This is a genomic window from Paenibacillus sp. R-74696 (genome assembly GCF_055814915.1).
Window position 1 is genome coordinate 187,501 of sequence record NZ_JBPULM010000046.1, and the last position, 15,941, is coordinate 203,441.

11 protein-coding genes are annotated in these 15,941 nt (G+C 45.9%); 5 read left to right on the forward strand and 6 right to left on the reverse strand.

The features are described 5' to 3' along the window. Positions 1 to 68: 68 nt before the first annotated feature. The 3 genes from ACSR9A_RS25405 to ACSR9A_RS25415 form a co-directional block, all read right to left on the reverse strand. Positions 69 to 950, reverse strand: a complete 882-nt coding sequence (locus ACSR9A_RS25405; protein ID WP_473760554.1) for a carbohydrate ABC transporter permease — start codon at positions 948 to 950, stop codon at positions 69 to 71. Between the two features lie 32 nt (positions 951 to 982). Beyond that, complete coding sequence (locus ACSR9A_RS25410) at positions 983 to 1,951, reverse strand: ABC transporter permease (RefSeq protein WP_473760556.1); 969 nt, start codon at positions 1,949 to 1,951, stop codon at positions 983 to 985. A 214-nt stretch (positions 1,952 to 2,165) separates the two neighbouring features. Next, positions 2,166 to 4,532 carry a helix-turn-helix domain-containing protein gene (locus tag ACSR9A_RS25415; RefSeq protein WP_473760559.1) on the reverse strand — a complete coding sequence of 789 codons (2,367 nt, stop codon included), beginning with the start codon at positions 4,530 to 4,532 and terminating at the stop codon, positions 2,166 to 2,168. 268 nt (positions 4,533 to 4,800) lie between these two features. On the opposite strand from ACSR9A_RS25415, the gene ACSR9A_RS25420 reads away from it, so the two are divergent. Beyond that, complete coding sequence (locus ACSR9A_RS25420; protein ID WP_473760561.1) at positions 4,801 to 6,039, forward strand: aspartate aminotransferase family protein; 1,239 nt, start codon at positions 4,801 to 4,803, stop codon at positions 6,037 to 6,039. Positions 6,040 to 6,109: 70 nt separating this feature from the next. Here ACSR9A_RS25420 and uxaC read toward each other — a convergent pair whose 3' ends face one another. Together uxaC and ACSR9A_RS25430 are read right to left on the reverse strand one after the other, a co-directional pair. Continuing rightward, a complete protein-coding gene (gene uxaC, locus ACSR9A_RS25425; RefSeq protein WP_473760563.1) occupies positions 6,110 to 7,516 on the reverse strand; it encodes a glucuronate isomerase in 1,407 nt (468 codons plus the stop codon). Between the two features lies 1 nt (position 7,517). Beyond that, a complete protein-coding gene (locus ACSR9A_RS25430; RefSeq protein WP_473760567.1) occupies positions 7,518 to 8,816 on the reverse strand; it encodes a Gfo/Idh/MocA family protein in 1,299 nt (432 codons plus the stop codon). 147 nt (positions 8,817 to 8,963) lie between these two features. Here ACSR9A_RS25430 and ACSR9A_RS25435 point away from each other — a divergent pair, with 147 nt between their 5' ends. Next, a complete protein-coding gene (locus ACSR9A_RS25435; protein ID WP_473760569.1) occupies positions 8,964 to 9,815 on the forward strand; it encodes a helix-turn-helix domain-containing protein in 852 nt (283 codons plus the stop codon). Positions 9,816 to 9,896: 81 nt separating this feature from the next. Here the strand turns inward: ACSR9A_RS25435 and ACSR9A_RS25440 are convergent, their stop codons facing one another. Continuing rightward, the gene (locus tag ACSR9A_RS25440; RefSeq protein WP_473760572.1) at positions 9,897 to 12,494 is read right to left on the reverse strand and encodes a KAP family P-loop NTPase fold protein; all 2,598 of its coding nucleotides are present in this window, start codon (positions 12,492 to 12,494) and stop codon (positions 9,897 to 9,899) included. Positions 12,495 to 12,753: 259 nt separating this feature from the next. Between ACSR9A_RS25440 and ACSR9A_RS25445 the strand changes: the two genes are divergently transcribed. Genes ACSR9A_RS25445 through ACSR9A_RS25455 form a run of 3 tightly spaced genes read left to right on the forward strand, consistent with a single transcriptional unit; the run spans position 12,754 to position 15,867 of the window. Further along, complete coding sequence (locus tag ACSR9A_RS25445) at positions 12,754 to 13,755, forward strand: Gfo/Idh/MocA family protein (protein WP_473760575.1); 1,002 nt, start codon at positions 12,754 to 12,756, stop codon at positions 13,753 to 13,755. A 54-nt stretch (positions 13,756 to 13,809) separates the two neighbouring features. After that, positions 13,810 to 14,757 (forward strand): helix-turn-helix domain-containing protein, encoded by a 948-nt coding sequence (locus ACSR9A_RS25450; RefSeq protein ID WP_473760578.1) that lies wholly within the window; start codon positions 13,810 to 13,812, stop codon positions 14,755 to 14,757. A gap of 18 nt (positions 14,758 to 14,775) precedes the next feature. Continuing rightward, complete coding sequence (locus ACSR9A_RS25455; RefSeq protein WP_473760580.1) at positions 14,776 to 15,867, forward strand: Gfo/Idh/MocA family protein; 1,092 nt, start codon at positions 14,776 to 14,778, stop codon at positions 15,865 to 15,867. The last annotated feature ends 74 nt before the right edge of the window (positions 15,868 to 15,941 follow it).

The following is a 15,941-nucleotide window of genomic DNA, read 5'->3' on the forward strand; positions in this document are numbered from 1 at the left end:
TCCTCCCTTATATGTGTGTAAAGTATATACTAAATCGCCTTTTGAAAGCGAGTTCAGCCGGGTACAAGCTAGCCTTTAACAGCACCAACCATCAAGCCTTTGACAAAATATTTTTGCAGGAAGGGATAGAGGAAAATAATCGGACCAATCGTGACGACTGTCGTCGCCAGCCGCGTCGTATAAGTCGGTGTCGCGAAGCCGGGAATATTGACCTTGGAGGATATGGCATTGGCAAACTCCACATTGCTCATAATCCGCATAATTAAATATTGCAGCGGGAATAGGTCCTCCTTGGAAATATAGAGCATCGCCTCAAACCATTTGTTCCAGAACGCCAGCGCATAAAACAGGCCAACCGTTGCAATCGCAGGCAGCGAGATCGGCAGAATAATTCGGAATAAAATATAAAGATCGTTCGCGCCATCGATTTTTGCTGATTCAGCAAGCGACTCGTCTATCGATTTGAAAAAGTTGCGCATTAGGAACATATTCCATGGACTAACGAGCGCTGGAATAATGAGCACCCATATGGAGTTGGCCATCCCCAAATATTTAGTAATGAGCAAATAGTTGGCGACAAGCCCGCCGTGAAACAGCATCGTAAAGTAGACATAGAAGTTAATGCCGTTGCGGTATTTGAGCGTCTTGATGGACAGCGGATAAGCAAGGGCGCACGTAACAAGCATCGCAAGCGCTGTGCCGACAATCGTTACGAAAAGCGTCACCCCGTATGCTTTATAGATCGTTGCATCTTTAAAAATCAGCTCATACGCTTTAAGTGAAAATTCCTTCGGCCACAAGCCATAGCCATCGCGGAGCAGGGACGTTTCCGTCGTCATCGAGCTGCTGATGACCATGAGAAACGGCACGATGCAATAGAGGGCGAATAAAGTTATCAGTACATAAATGGCCAGCTTCACTATACGGTCCGCTGCGCTTTCTTTCATCATGTGAGGCACCTCCTGTGCGGCAACGTGTATTTTTAAAATAAAGCGGAATCCGGGCTGAACTTTCTAGCAATTTGATTCGCGGTCAGCACAAGAATAAAACCAACCATCGATTGGAACACACCTACGGATGCCGCCATGCTCATATCCCCCAAATCCATGAGCGCCCGGTATACGTACGTATCAATGACGTCTGTTGTGGGGTACAAAATCGGATTGCGTCCGACAATCGCGAAGATCATGCCAAAGTCGCCGTAGAAAATTCCGCCCATGGCAAGCAGCAGCATTAATATAATCGTCGGCTTGAGCAGGGGAAGCGTAATAAATCTTATTTTTTTCCACCGGCCTGCTCCGTCAATTGAAGCGGATTCATAAATATCTGGATTAATGCCGGAAATCGTCGCCATATATACGATTGAGCCAAAGCCTGCACCCTGCCAAAGCTTGATCAGCACAAGAATAGCTGGCCAATAGGCCGCTTCGTTAAAGAAGGAAATTTCTGCGATGCCGAATGCGCCTAATATTTTATTGATGAAGCCATTTTCACTGGACAGCAGCGCCACGATAAACATCGAAATAACGGTCCAGGATAAAAAATAAGGCAGCGTTACAATCGTTTGGGTAATGCGCTTGAACCATTTTCCGCCCAGCTCGGAGAGCATGATGGCGATAGCGACGGAAGCGAGCGTGCCGATTCCAATAAACAGCGTGTTCAGAAACAGCGTGTTCACCATCACCTTGATCGTGTCGCTTGATTCAAAGAAGAAGCTGAAATTTTTCAAGCCGACAAATTCGCTTTTGAATAGCCCCAGCCTTGGATTAAAATCCTGAAAGGCGATGACGATTCCGCCTATGGGCAAATACGAGAAGATGAATACAACCAGTAGTCCCGGTAAAGTAAGCAAGTAGAGCAGGCCGTTTTTATGAAGCTCAGTAAAAAAGGATTCCTTCTTTTGCTGCCCGACTGCTTTGCTGCCCGTTTTTTGTAATGCTGCTTCTCTCACATGTAGACCTCCTTAACGCTGCTTGCGTTTTCTTGTGCCCTCATCATGGCAGAAACAGCGAGCGCCCAGCTAGAATAAGATGTTCCGATCTCTGCAAATTCTTCGCTCGCTAACACTATAAAATGTTACTTTTTCACTGAAAAGCAGCATTTTCCGCATAAAAAAACCGCCTCTCACAGCGGAGCGGCAGCTTGTCATAGCAGGATATGGCCTTTCACAGTGTGGTTTCATCTTCCTTAACATCCTTCAGCATCGTGTCCAGCATGTATTCCTTGCGATAATGAACAGGTGATTTGCCCGTATGCTTCTTGAATGAGGCATAAAAATAATTCGTATTCGTCATCCCGACCCGTTCTCCGACCTTTCCGGCTGATAAATCGGTAGACAGCAGCAGCTCCTTCGCCTTGTCGAAGCGAAAATCGGCAATATACTGCGAAATTGTTTTTCCTGTAAAATCCTTAAATACCTTCCTCGCATAGTTTGTTGATAATCCCACCGCTTCCGCCAAGCCCTCTACCGACAAATTCGGATCGGCATAGCCTGAGCGCACCTGCTCCTCAATGAGTGATACCGCCTTCACATTCGACTGCGACGAGCTATGGTCGCGCTGGCTCATCACTCGCCTGCATGCAGTCGCAAACTCCGTGATCATATGCTCCAGCGTTTCCTGCTTTTGAATCGTTTCCGGCAGCGACAGCATTCCGCTTTGCAGCAGCTCGGCTTCGCTAACCATCCCTTTGCTGGTGCGCACCGCCATAACCGTCAATTGATACACATAAAGCATAATTTCATCATATTGATAGGTGCGTATTTCCGCAAAAAACTGCTCGACCGCCTGCTGAAATTTCACCTTGTCCCCCTGCTTCATCTGATCGGTAATATGCTTCTCCAGCGCTAACGGATAATCATGCTCCGCAGCAGCATGGATAGAATTCTCGCTTTGTCTGGAAATAATCGTGCCATAGCCGCAAATCAAACGATAGCGCGACGAATGATAGGCCTGGTTCCAAGAAAGCGGAATCGCCTTAAGGGCTTGCACAACTGGTCCCATCGCAATCGTAACCGACAGCTTCAAATATTGTGTAACCTTGGACTGAATATCCTCCATCCGCTGTTCAACCTCGGCAGTATCGCTTAGCTCGCCCTCCTTCCAGCTTAGGAGCAGCACGATCGTATCCTCGTTATCGTCCATAGCCTCGCACTGCATCGGCGACGTTATAATTTCCTCCGCTATATTGGAGATCGCATATTTAAATAGAGAAATATCTGCCAGATCAAACTGCTGAAGCCGCTTGTCATATTCATCAAGGCGAATGACGCATACCTGGAAGCAATCCGCTGCATGCAAATTCAGCCCAAGTTCGGACAGCTTGCTATCGCCTGCCAAGCCCGTGTAGCCGCCTTGAATAACCGAGCGCAGCACCTCCTTGCGTTTGGCAGGCAAATAGCCTGATACGTCCAGCTGCAAATCCGTTACCTTCCCCTCCAAATAGGAAAAGGTTTTCGACAGCAGCTCATATTCATTGAGCTGCGAGCCATCCTTCAGCCCAACCTGCAGCGACGTGCCTACCCGCTTCATTATCGTATTGAGCGGCATATAAATCATGCGAATCGACAGCAGTGCCGTAGCCGCGGCGATTAGGACGAATATAGCGGTCATCCAGACGATAAACTGCTTTAAATGATTGACCTTTAACAGCAGGCTTTCATTTTCCGCAATGCCAATAAAGCTCCAGCCCAGACGATCCGACTTGAAATAAGAGACGAAGGAGCTTTGATTATTAATCGTATCGCTCAGTTGGCCGCTTTCCTCTGTAGAATCCAATATGGTACGAATATAAGGCTCCTCATATAAATTTTTATTCACCATGCTTGGATTGCTGTGGGAAATGACCGTTCCCTTATCATTAATAATGACCGATTGAATCGAGCTGCCACCGCCGCTTCCCTTCGTCGCCAATTGCTGCAGCATTTGTTGATTCAAATTTACGATCAGCGCACCATCAATAATGGAATTGCGGGCGAATTGCGAATAAACAATCGTAATCCAGTTCTTCTCGTAAGACTTTGCTAATTCGGTATACTTTTCATTCCGCGGAATAAAAACTCCTTTTTTATAAAAATTCTTCTCCTTCAGCATCGCCGTCAAGCTTTTATCATAAAACTCTCCAATTGGCGTAATCGGCTTTTCCGAAGAAAAAACGCTATCATTATTTAGGTTGTAAATATAAATGGAATCGATTAATGGGTTCGCTTCCTTCATCTCGGACAGCAGCGTATTAATTTGCTTCATCTCTATATAAGTGAAGGAACCGCCATACATTGCGTTATAAACGACCTGATTGTCATAGTTTTTGGCAAAATAATTGTAGGTTGAGGTAAGCAAAATATCTGCCGTGTTATACGACTGCTCGGTCATCCGGATGACCGACTGGTTGACGTCCTCCGTCAAATTATCCGAAACCTTATCGATTATAAAATAAGCAAATAACCCAATGAGAATAAATCCGACCGCCACATACGAAAAAATCATTTTCAACAGCAGCTTCCGCTTCACGATAAAGCCCTTTACATTGTTCATGGCCTGAACTCCCCCACGTTTGAATAATCTGCTGGCGCTCTGTTTATATTTTGCTGTTTTCTGATAATACCATGAAGTTGCCAGAGCGAATACCTTCAGGCGATTATTCCTCGTGGCTGCGCTACTATAAATATTAATGATTTGGTTACTATTTGAAGAACGGCCCCGCCATGCGGCGGAGGGCTCAGCAAATACGCAGCCGCTTATTGTATTTTTATTAATTTAAGTGTATATTTATACATAACAAGACTTATACGGAGGTTAGACGATGCTTAATTCGAAAAACAAGGATACAGCTGCCTTGCTGGCAGCGGCCAAAAAATCAGTGCTGTTCACGGCGAACAGACCCGAGGTCGTTATGGAGCGCGGGGATGGGATGTACTTATGGGATACGGAGGGTAAAAAATACCTCGATTTCAGCAGCGGCTGGGCGGTCACCAGCTTGGGGCATTCGCCCAAAGTTCTGCAGGAGGCGATTGCCAAGCAAGCGGGACAGCTCGTGCATGCAAGCCCTGCTTTCTTTAACAAACCAATGGTTGAGTTCGCGGAGCTGCTGACAAGCGTGTCCGGCTTTGATAAAGCCTATTTCACCAGCAGCGGCGCCGAAGCGAACGAAACCGCGATTAAACTCGCCCGCAAGCATGGCTCCCTAAATTTAAATGGCGCTTATGAAATCATTACATTGACGAACAGCTTCCACGGGAGAACGCTCGCCATGATGTCCGCAACGGGCAAAGCGCATTGGGAAAGCCTTTATGCTCCTAAGGTTCCGGGCTTCAAGCATGTACCCATCAATGATTTTGATGCGTGCTTCGCTGCGATTAGCGACCGTACCTGTGCCATTATGCTGGAGCTCGTTCAAGGGGAAGGCGGCGTCCATTCGGTAGATGCCCCTTACTTGCAGGCGCTGCGCAAGGCATGCGATGTTTATGGCATTTTGCTTATTTTCGATGAGGTTCAGACCGGAATTGGCCGGACAGGAAAACTTTTTGCCCACGAGCACTATGGCATTAAACCAGACGTCATGACGCTGGCGAAAGGAATTGGCGGCGGATTTCCGTTATCCGCGACGCTAACGATGAAGCAATACGATATTTTCGAGCCTGGCGATCAAGGCGGAACGTATACGGGTGGACCTCTTGCGATGGCAGCAGGCCAGGCGGTCGTAGAAGAGATTATTCGTCTGGATTTGTCCACCAATGCAAAGCTGATGGGTGATTTGATGACGGAGAAGCTGGTCGAGCTATCCCATGAGTATGCAATCACCGATATTCGCGGCAAAGGCCTGCTGCTCGCCTTCACCGTCGCAGAAGGCATAGCGCCACAGCTTGCAGCATGCTGCATGGAGGATGGATTGATCATCAATGCGCTTAATGCCTCCACGGTTAGGATTACACCAGCACTCACGGTAACCGAAGCAGAGACGGATGACATGTTCAAGCTGCTGGAGCGCGGAATGAGCAAGCTCGGATTAAAAATGGCGCAGAAAGAAACGGCTAACGCCTAGCTGCAATAAAAAATCGGCGTGGCGGAATCTTTCGAAGATTCCACCACGCCGATGCGGCTAAACATAATGATTAAAATTTAAAATAGCTTTTCGCATTGTAGTAGCTGATGTTGCGGACAATATCGCCCAGCAGCTCGCGGTCATCCGGCACCTCGCCGTTCTCCACCCACTCGCCGAGCAAATTGCACAAAATCCGGCGGAAATACTCATGCCGCGTATAAGACAGGAAGCTGCGCGAATCCGTCAGCATGCCGACAAAACGGCTCAGCAGACCGAAGTTCGCAAGCGCCTTCATTTGCACGACCATGCCATCCCGCGTATCATTGAACCACCAAGCGGAGCCCAGCTGAATTTTGCCCGGGATGCCGTCGCCTTGGAAGCTGCCGATAATCGAGCCAATCACTTCATTGTCCATTGCATTAAGCGAATATAAAATCGTGCGCGGCAGCGCCTCATCCTTCGCCAGCTCATCAAGCAGCTTAACGAGCGGATACGCAAGCGGGCTGTCACCGATGGAATCATAGCCCGTGTCCGGTCCAAGGCGATTAAACATCGCCGTATTGTTGCTGCGCGCTGCATTAATATGCAATTGCATCGCCCAGTCATGCTTCGCATACAGCTTTCCGAGGAAGACGAGCGTATACGTTTTGTATTTTTTCTCATCCTCAAGGCTTACGCGGTTTCCAGCAAGTGCGCTAGCGAAAATCTCCGCTGCCTCATCCTTCGTCGTCTCTCCGTAAGGCACATAATCAAGGGCATGATCCGAAACGCGGCAGCCGACCTCGTGGAAAAAGGAAACTCTTGCTTCCAGCGCAGCTAACAGCGCCTCATAGCTATCCAGCTTTTGGCCTGCGGCCTGCTCAAGCTTCGCGATCCATTCTAGGAATCCAGCCCGATTAATTTCCAGCGCCTTATCTGGACGGAATGAAGGCAGCACCGCAACCGGAAAGTCTGGCAGCTCTTTAATTTTCAAATGATACTCCAGCGAATCCGCAGGATCATCCGTCGTGCAGACGACCTCAACCTTGGAATTCACGATAAGATCGCGCGCTTTGAAGCCCTCGCCCGCCAGCTTCGCATTTACTTTTCCCCAAATAACCGGAGCGTTGCGTTCATTAATAATCTCATCAACGCCGAAGAAGCGCTGCAGCTCCAAATGCGACCAATGGTAAAGTGGGTTGCCAATCGCCTGCGGAACCGTCCTTGCAAAAGCCAGGAAGCGGTCATAATCACTGACACCTTCGCCACCCGTTACATATTTTTCTTCAATGCCGTTCGAACGCATCGCCCGCCATTTGTAATGATCCCCATACAGCCAGGCCTCCGTCAAATTCGAGAAGCTGATGTTGTCGTAAATTTGCTGCGGGCTCAAATGGCAATGATAATCGATAATCGGCATGTCCTTTGCATAATTATGGTACAAATCCCGTGCCGTTTCATTTGCCAGCAAAAAATTGTCGTCCAGAAACTTAGCCAAGTTAGTCCCTCCTGAATTTAACTAATTCATCCACCTTTACAGCCATTCCCGTCTGAATCGATTTATTGGCAGCGATTCCTGTCAAAATCGAACGGGCACCGTCTACATGATTCGCCGCGCGGTTGAACTTATCCTCTACAGGTGTGCCAAAAATATCGTTAAGCAGTACCGGATCACCGCCGCCGTGGCCGCCAATTCCTTCTTCTACTTCCACATTGTAAGGAGCGCCAAACATGGGGTACACGATGATGCGCTTGCCTTTCAGCGCGCCCTCTTGCGATTTTTCACCGCCGGAATTAACATAGGATTGCTCGACAATTTCCATCTCGATCCGGCCCTTCGTGCCGTTGAACGCAATGCGGTAGCCTTCCCATGGCAGATAAGCATTAAGCGAATAAGTCAGGATCGCATTGTTTTTGTAGCGAACCATTACGCCCATCGTATCTTCGATGTTAATGCCGTCGCTGAATACGCTTTGGTCACGGCGATAGCCGTCTTCATGCTCGGCATCCAAATACATCGCCTTAAGGTTCTCATTGCTGTCCATATGCAGCGCAAATGGATCTTCCGTCGCATTCGGATGGCCCGTCGCACGATCGTAAAACTTCGTTTCGCCGCGCTCTTCGGCATTTTCCTTACCATAGAACAGCAGGTCGCCGAAGGCAAAGACGGTATCCGGCTGCGAGCCGATCCAGAAGTTGACCAAATCGAAGTGATGCGTCGATTTATGGACAAGCAGGCCGCCGCTGTTATTTTTATTGCGGTGCCAACGACGGAAGTAATCCGCGCCATGCTGCGTATTAAGCAGCCATTCAAAATGCACCGAATTGACTTTGCCAATCGTGCCTTTCTCAATCAGCTCTCTCGCCTTCGTATGATGCGGCGCATAGCGATAGTTGAACGTTACGCGAACATTTTTCCCTGTACGTTCTACGGCATCAAGAATTTCCTGGCACTTTTTCTCGTCCACGGTCATCGGCTTCTCAGTAATGACGTCGCAGCCCAGCTCCATAGCGCGAATGATGTACGTATGATGCGTACGGTCAACGCTGGTTACGATGACGGAATCCGGCTTTTCCTTCGCGATCATTTCGTCGAACTGCTCCGCCTTATATGTGTTTACAGCATGATAATCATATTTATCGGTTAAACGCTTATTGGCGTGGTCAAGTCTCGTTTGGTTCGTATCACAAAATGCAAGCAGCTCCGACGTATCTCTGAAATCGGTTGCAATTGCAGCGTAGAAAAACTCAGCTCTTCCTCCCGTTCCTACCAATACGTACTTTTTCTTTTGTGTCATTGCGGCTCACCCTTTGTCTGATTTTTTTGTTCGTTTGATACGCCTTCATTTTATCGCATATAAGTGTTATAATTCTCCTCATATAGTGCTTAAATCGCAAAATATGCCGCATATTTTGCGATTTACACGAAAGGAGCTTTGAAGGCTATGATTGAAAAAACGCCCGCTTCCTTTCATTATGGAAGCTTAGCGGATTTGTATATTGAATATGTGAAGCGCTCCGAGCCGTTCACGATGCCCAATGATCATTTTCATGACTATTATGAAATTTATTATTTGCTCAGCGGCAAGCGGATTTATTTCGTCCATGACCGCTCTTATCCGGTGGAGCAGGGCGATCTGATCTTCATTTCCCGCCAAGTCGTTCATAAAACGCTGTACGCTGGCGAAGCCTCGCATGAACGGGTCATTATCCATTTCGATCACCATTTCCCTGAATCGTTTGCGCCCGAGCTTCGCGAGCTGATCTTGTCGCCGTTTGAGCAGCATATTCATGTGCTGCGGTTGCCGCGTCAGGAGCAGCTTGTCATGGAGCAGCTCATTCGCAGACTGCTGGAGGAAATTCAACAACGCCCTCCCGGCTATGAGCTGTATCCGCCAATCGCAATTACCGAGCTGCTGCTGCATGCGGCCCGTTATTTGCAAAAGCACGAATTCGTCCCGCTTTCCCATGCTACACCGATGCATGCGAAAATTACCGAAATCGTACGTTACATCAACCACCACTTCAGCGAAGAAATTAGGCTGAGCTCCATTGCCGAGCAGTTTTATATCAGCTCGTATTATTTAAGCCGCATCTTTAAGGAAATTACCGGCTTCTCCTTCTCCACCTACTTGACGATTACCCGCATCAAGGAAGCCCAGCGCCTGCTGCGCGAAACCGATCAATCGATCACGGAAATTGCCGCCGCCACCGGCTTCGACAACTTCTCCCACTTCGGCAAAACGTTCAAAAAAATAACGCGGCTTTCGCCGCGGGATTATCGCAAGCATTTGTAAGGAGCGTCTAGATAAAAATTGCTAGGCACCGACGCTGCCTAGCAATTTTTTGTGTATGGGCAACGTCGATGCTTTGTTTATCTATGAAGTTTGACTCTCTTTAAGTCGTTCCCATTCTTCCTTTATAGCAGTCACTTTTTCCTGGCTGCCATATTCGCACAATGTATCCATTGCTTCTGCAAATTGGTGCTCAGATAAACTTAAATTAAAATTCCCTAAGTTTGATTCAATATACTTATAGCTCATCCTATGTGCATAAGATAATGCAATTTGCTCCGGTGAATACTTTCCGTCTTGTAACGCATCTATGGCCTCTTTTTCATTTTCTACCTCCATCACCTGCGCCACCTCTCTTTCAATATAATGAATCGGCAATACACGTAATATCATTGTATATTCAAGAAATGTTTCATATTGATTTTTCACTGAATTTTTAAAAATCACCTTAGCGAGTTTCCAAATTGGATTTTTATTAGCCCATTCTGAAATCAAGTTGCGCTGTTGGCTTATCTCTAAAAATTCACTTAATGCTCGAAGAAATGTTATTACATGCTTATCACCATACTCCATTATTAATGTAAAATCAGTTTTAGCAGCTAAGTAAATTTCAAGATTGTTTGATACCGAATCATTAACTGAATTTCTATGAGCATCTAAAGCAATTAACAGATTATCCTTATGTTCTGACAAAATCTTAAAAGTTGTTTCAACATTGTTTTCATTTTCTATCAAATCAAGTAACAAGTTAATTTTTAATCTTTTAACGTTTTGAGAAACTTGAGTAAAATCTTGATGAATTCCAAGCACAAATACGAGCAATGCAAATTTAAAATCATCTGATTGCTCCTTTAAATGTAACCCAAGTTGCATGTAGAACCCTTCATAATTATTAAGATTAACAATATCATCGTATACCTTCAAAGCTGATTTTTTATTTTCCAATATTGCAACACAAAAATCTTGAAATTGTTTTGAAGAAACGATTGAAGAATGAACCATATATTGAAAGTAGGTGTGAAAATGTGTAGGAGAACAAATTTTCTTAAGTCTGTTACTATTTACATTCCCAATAACTTCCTGACTAAAAGATTGAGGAAACATTTTTTTCAACAATGAAATATAACCAGAAAATTTTTCTCTCATCGCTTCTCTTTTATATTTTTCCAACTCGTTATTTGGATATTCTCTTGTCAGTAAAATATTTTCGTTTTTATAAATAAATTCAAATAATTCGGGATTTCCTATTTTAATTGCTAATAATGCGATAAGATCTTCTGTGTCCGTCTCATCTTTTAAAATAGCTAGATAAACCATAACAATATTAACTACTCTGTCTACGTTTCTCGGAGTAAATTGAAATGTCGTATAAATATAATGCAAGTATTCTACACTAACTTCTTTTTCATGGGCTTCTAATTTTTTTTGAATCGAGGATATAAAATAACCGGCTAGTAATTCGGGAGCAGCCTTGGGCAAATAAATTGGAACATGAATAAACTTCTCAATATATTCAAGCCCCGTATTTATGTCGTAGTCTTTCGAGTATAGCTGTGATAAAGATTTCGCAACGTGTTTCTCATCCATAGAAATAACATATGTCATATTAGGGAAGTCAGCAATAAGCCGAACTAATTTAAAAACCATTTGGATTTCCTTGTTATCTAATCTGTCAATATCATCTATAAAAACAACAATAGGAAGATGGGTTGCCTTCAACAATTTAACGATATGCTCTCTCATACCTTGCGCATCCTCATAATCCTTGGAAAACTCAGGATTGCTTATATAATCTTTAAAATTGATGATGAGTCCAGGTGGTCTGATGCTAACTGGAGTTAAGTATTTCAAATATCTCTTTAGCCCCGAAATAAGCTTTCGCTGGTTATCAGACTCCCGCTTTTCCAAATGCGTTATTAACTGTTTTAAAAATTCGGGAATAATATTATTTTGATCTTTTCCCATATACCAAGGTTCAAAACGAATAATGTGTTCGACATGTACCTTATCAATATAATCTTTCTCAATTAGGTCAATTACGGATGATTTTCCTGAGCCCCAAGGTCCATATAAACCAATAGTTAACGCGTGTATCGAAGGTGATTGCATACGATCGTTTAGCACTGTAGCAAGATCTTTTGCGAATTTCTCTCTTCCTAAACTATCCAGTCCATATTTTCCCAAAGATGGACTGGAATTAAAAGAATATATGTTTGCTCTATTCTCATCTGAAGATTTTTTATCGCTTTCGTTGACAAGCCGCTTTCGAACGAATAACACAATAGCATACGATAAAATCATAATAATATTTGTATCATATAAACCAGACCAAAAGCCTCCATTAAAAAAACGATTCTGGTCATTAACTATGTAATCAAAAGTGATAGCAATCAAAATAGCTGGAAGCAATTCCTGCCGAATTTTTTTAAAGATAAAAAAATTCATAGGATGTTTGAATTGCCAAAAGAAAATAGCCATCCATAAAACAGCGCACATTATGGAAACTATTTGAATTACCAAACTATCCGGGATTGTATTTAACAAAGGATTAAGTGCATACCGGGCACATAAAAGAACTGCATACATGATTACTGTTCTAAATAAAAGAACTAATCCCTGCCTCAAAAATTTATTTTTCATATGATTCCAATACCCTTTAATGATACTCACTTTTTCGTCCACTTCTTTCAATTCCCCTCTCAAAATCATTCCCTAATCATACAAATTTTATTTTATTATAACAATAATACTAAACTTATTGACTTTCTTAACACAAAAAAACTAAATCCAAATGGAGTCTTTAAAAATATTATTCCTCTTTTCAGCACGTCGTAATCTTATACATACAAAGTCACTTAATTAGACTAATAAATTTGAAATCTCTATGATAAATTTACTGTGATGTCTCAATTTTGTATACTAGGTTGGGAGAAGTGATGAAATGATTAAAATTGGAAAAATTAGCTACTGGCATGTACATGCTTGGGATTATACGAAGGAAGCGCAGGCGCATCCGGGTACAGAAATTACAGCGGTATGGGATGAGCTTCCAGAGCGCGGCCAAGCGGCTGCTGACAAGCTAGGCGTTCCCTTCTACAGCAACTTGGACGAGATGCTCGCTAGCGACATTGATGCCGTTATCGTAGACGCTCCGTCCAACATCCACCGCGACGTTATCATTGCAGCTGCACGTGCGGGCAAGCATATTTTCACGGAAAAAGTTATCGCTCCTACACTTAAAGAAGTAAATGAAGTCATCGAAGCGGTATCCGCGAACAATGTGAAGCTTACCGTTTCCCTTCCAAGGCTAAACGCGGGCTACACGCTGGCGATTCAGGACATTTTGGCACAAGGCCTGCTTGGCCAAGTAACGCTTGTTCGGGTTAGACTATCGCATGATGGCGCTACGAAAAACTGGCTGCCTGAGCATTTTTACAATTTGGAGCAATGTGGCGGCGGCGCCTTGATCGATCTGGGCTGCCACCCGATGTATTTGACTCGCCTGTTCCTCGGTGAGCAGCCTGTTGAAGCATCTGCGCAATATGGCTATGTAACAGGAAAAGAAGTAGAAGATAACGCCGTCGTATTGCTTAAAACAGCATCAGGCGCAGTCGGCATCGTTGAAGCGGGCTTCGTCAACGCGTTCTCGCCTTTCACGATCGAAATTCACGGCACGCAAGGCACTTTGATGTACGGCACACCTGATGACCGCCTGCTGCTGCGGACGAACTTGAACGGTGAAGACGCTGGGAAGGAATGGCAGGAGCAGGTGCTTCCAAACTCGCGACCAGGCGCTTTCAACCAATTCGCCGATCATATTGTTAACGATACGAAGGCTGAGGAAAATGTTCAGCTTGCCGTTGAATTAACAAAGCTGGTTGAAGCGGCGAACCGTTCCGTGCGCGAAGGCAAATCGATTCGTATCGATGAGTTGGCGCAATAATAGACTACTGGATTATTTTTCAGAAATAACGGCTTGAAGGGAGGTTTGGCGCAATTGCAGCCTTTTCCATATGAAGTGATGCGTGAGCGCCAGGATGCGCTCGAGAGACTTGATCTTCGCATCCGCTGGGGCTATTACGATATACATGTGCTGCGTTTTCACCTGACCCAGTTTCTTCCCGGCAAAATCGTCAACTTTCACAAGCATGCCGAGTTCGAGTTTCATTTTATACCGCAGGGCAAGGGGACTGTAATTCTGGTCGATATGCCATATGCGCTGAACGAAGGCATGTTTTATTTGACGGGTCCTGATGTGCTTCATTATCAAGAGGCAAGTCCGGATGACATTATGGATGAGCTGTGCCTGCATGTCGATATTATCGATCGCAGATTGTTGCCCGGCTCCTCCCCTACTACAGAAGCGGATGACTGGGAAGTGGCCGAGGCAGATGATTGCATCAGCAAGCTGCGCACGCTGCCCCTGTTTCCAGCAGAAGATGTGCATCAGGCTATGCCGTTGTTTTTGGAAGCTTATGAAGCTTGCTCAAGGCATTATACAGGCAGCTATACGACGATCAGACAAAATGTCATTCAAATCTTGCTGCGGGCAGTGCGTGCTTATGACACGGTGAAGGAGCCGGAACAGGCCCACTGGCCCACACGGGATATGAAGGCTTACCGCTATCGTCTCGCTATGGAATATATACAGGCCAACTACTCCGGCGAGGTCACGCTCGAGGATGTAGCCGACAAGCTGAATTTAAGCTCGCGGCATATTCAGCGGGTATTCAAGGAGGCCGGGGACGGCCAGTCCTTCAGCGCCACACTCGAAAACATGCGCCTCAAGGCGGTATGCCATGCGCTTGCCGAAAGCACGCAGTCGATTGAAAAAATCGCCCAGCAAACGGGATTTGCCAATGCCAACTATTTGCATGCGGTATTTCGCAAACGTTTTGATATGACCCCTTCTGAATACCGTGCGCAGCAGATGTCTATTATGTAGTAAAGGATGATAATCGCAATGTCCAAGACGCTAAAAATCGGAATTATCGGCAGCGGCGGCATCGCAGGCGCCCATGCTAGAGCGTATAAGCAGATGCTCGGCGTAGAAGTTGCTGCTGTCGCCGATATTATTCCAGGCCGCGCCGGGCAATTTATTGAGCATTGGGAGCTGCCCCATGCGGCGGCCTATGACGACTATCGGCAGCTGCTCGACACGGAGCTTGATGGCGTCAGCATTTGCACGCCGAATGTGGCCCATTTTCAAACGACGGTTGATGCGCTAAATGCAGGCAAGCATGTCATGCTGGAAAAACCAATGTCGGTCACGCTTGAAGAAGCGGTGACGATGGCGGAAACAGCGCTCAAAACGGGCTATATGCTCAACATCGGCTTCCAGCCGCGCTATGACCCGAATATGGCGATCATTCGTGATCTCATCTCGTCTGGCGAGCTAGGCAAGGTGTATTATGTAGAAACGGGAGGCGGACGCCGCCGCGGCATGCCAGGCGGAACCTTTATCCGCAAGGACATTGCCGGAGCTGGTGCCATGGCCGACATTGGCTGCTACTCGCTCGACATGGCGATGAATGCGCTTGGTTATCCGAAGCCGCTGACGGTATCAGCGTTTACGTCTAACCATTTTGGTACGAACCCGCTGTATCATAAGGAAGCAGACAAGTTTGACGTTGAGGATTTCGGCGTGGCGATGATTCGTTTCGAAGGCGATATTGTGCTCAATTTCAAAATTTCTTGGGCGATGCATATGGACTCGCTCGGCGCCGCCCTATTCCTCGGTACCAATGCCGGGCTCAAGGTTACACCTTCCGGCTCAGGCCCTTGGAGCGGCGTATTCGATGGCAGTGTAGGCTCCATCACGATGTTCCATGATGTACAAGGACATCATACGGAAAGCCCGATTCCGGTTATTCAGCACCAAACGGATTTATTTCATGCCAAGGTGTGGGATTTTGCCGAAGCGGTGCGCGACGGCAGACCGGCCCCTATTCCTGGCAGCCAAATCGTTCGCAATCAAGCGGTTATCGACGGCATTATCCGTTCTGCTCAGACGAAAAAGGAAGTCGATATCTTTTTGCCTTCCCCGTTTGCGTAAAACTTTGTTAAAATGGAAATTCGCTGCGTGAAAGATTTGGTTTTCGATCGCTGTTGCTAGTGGATTTCTTTGAA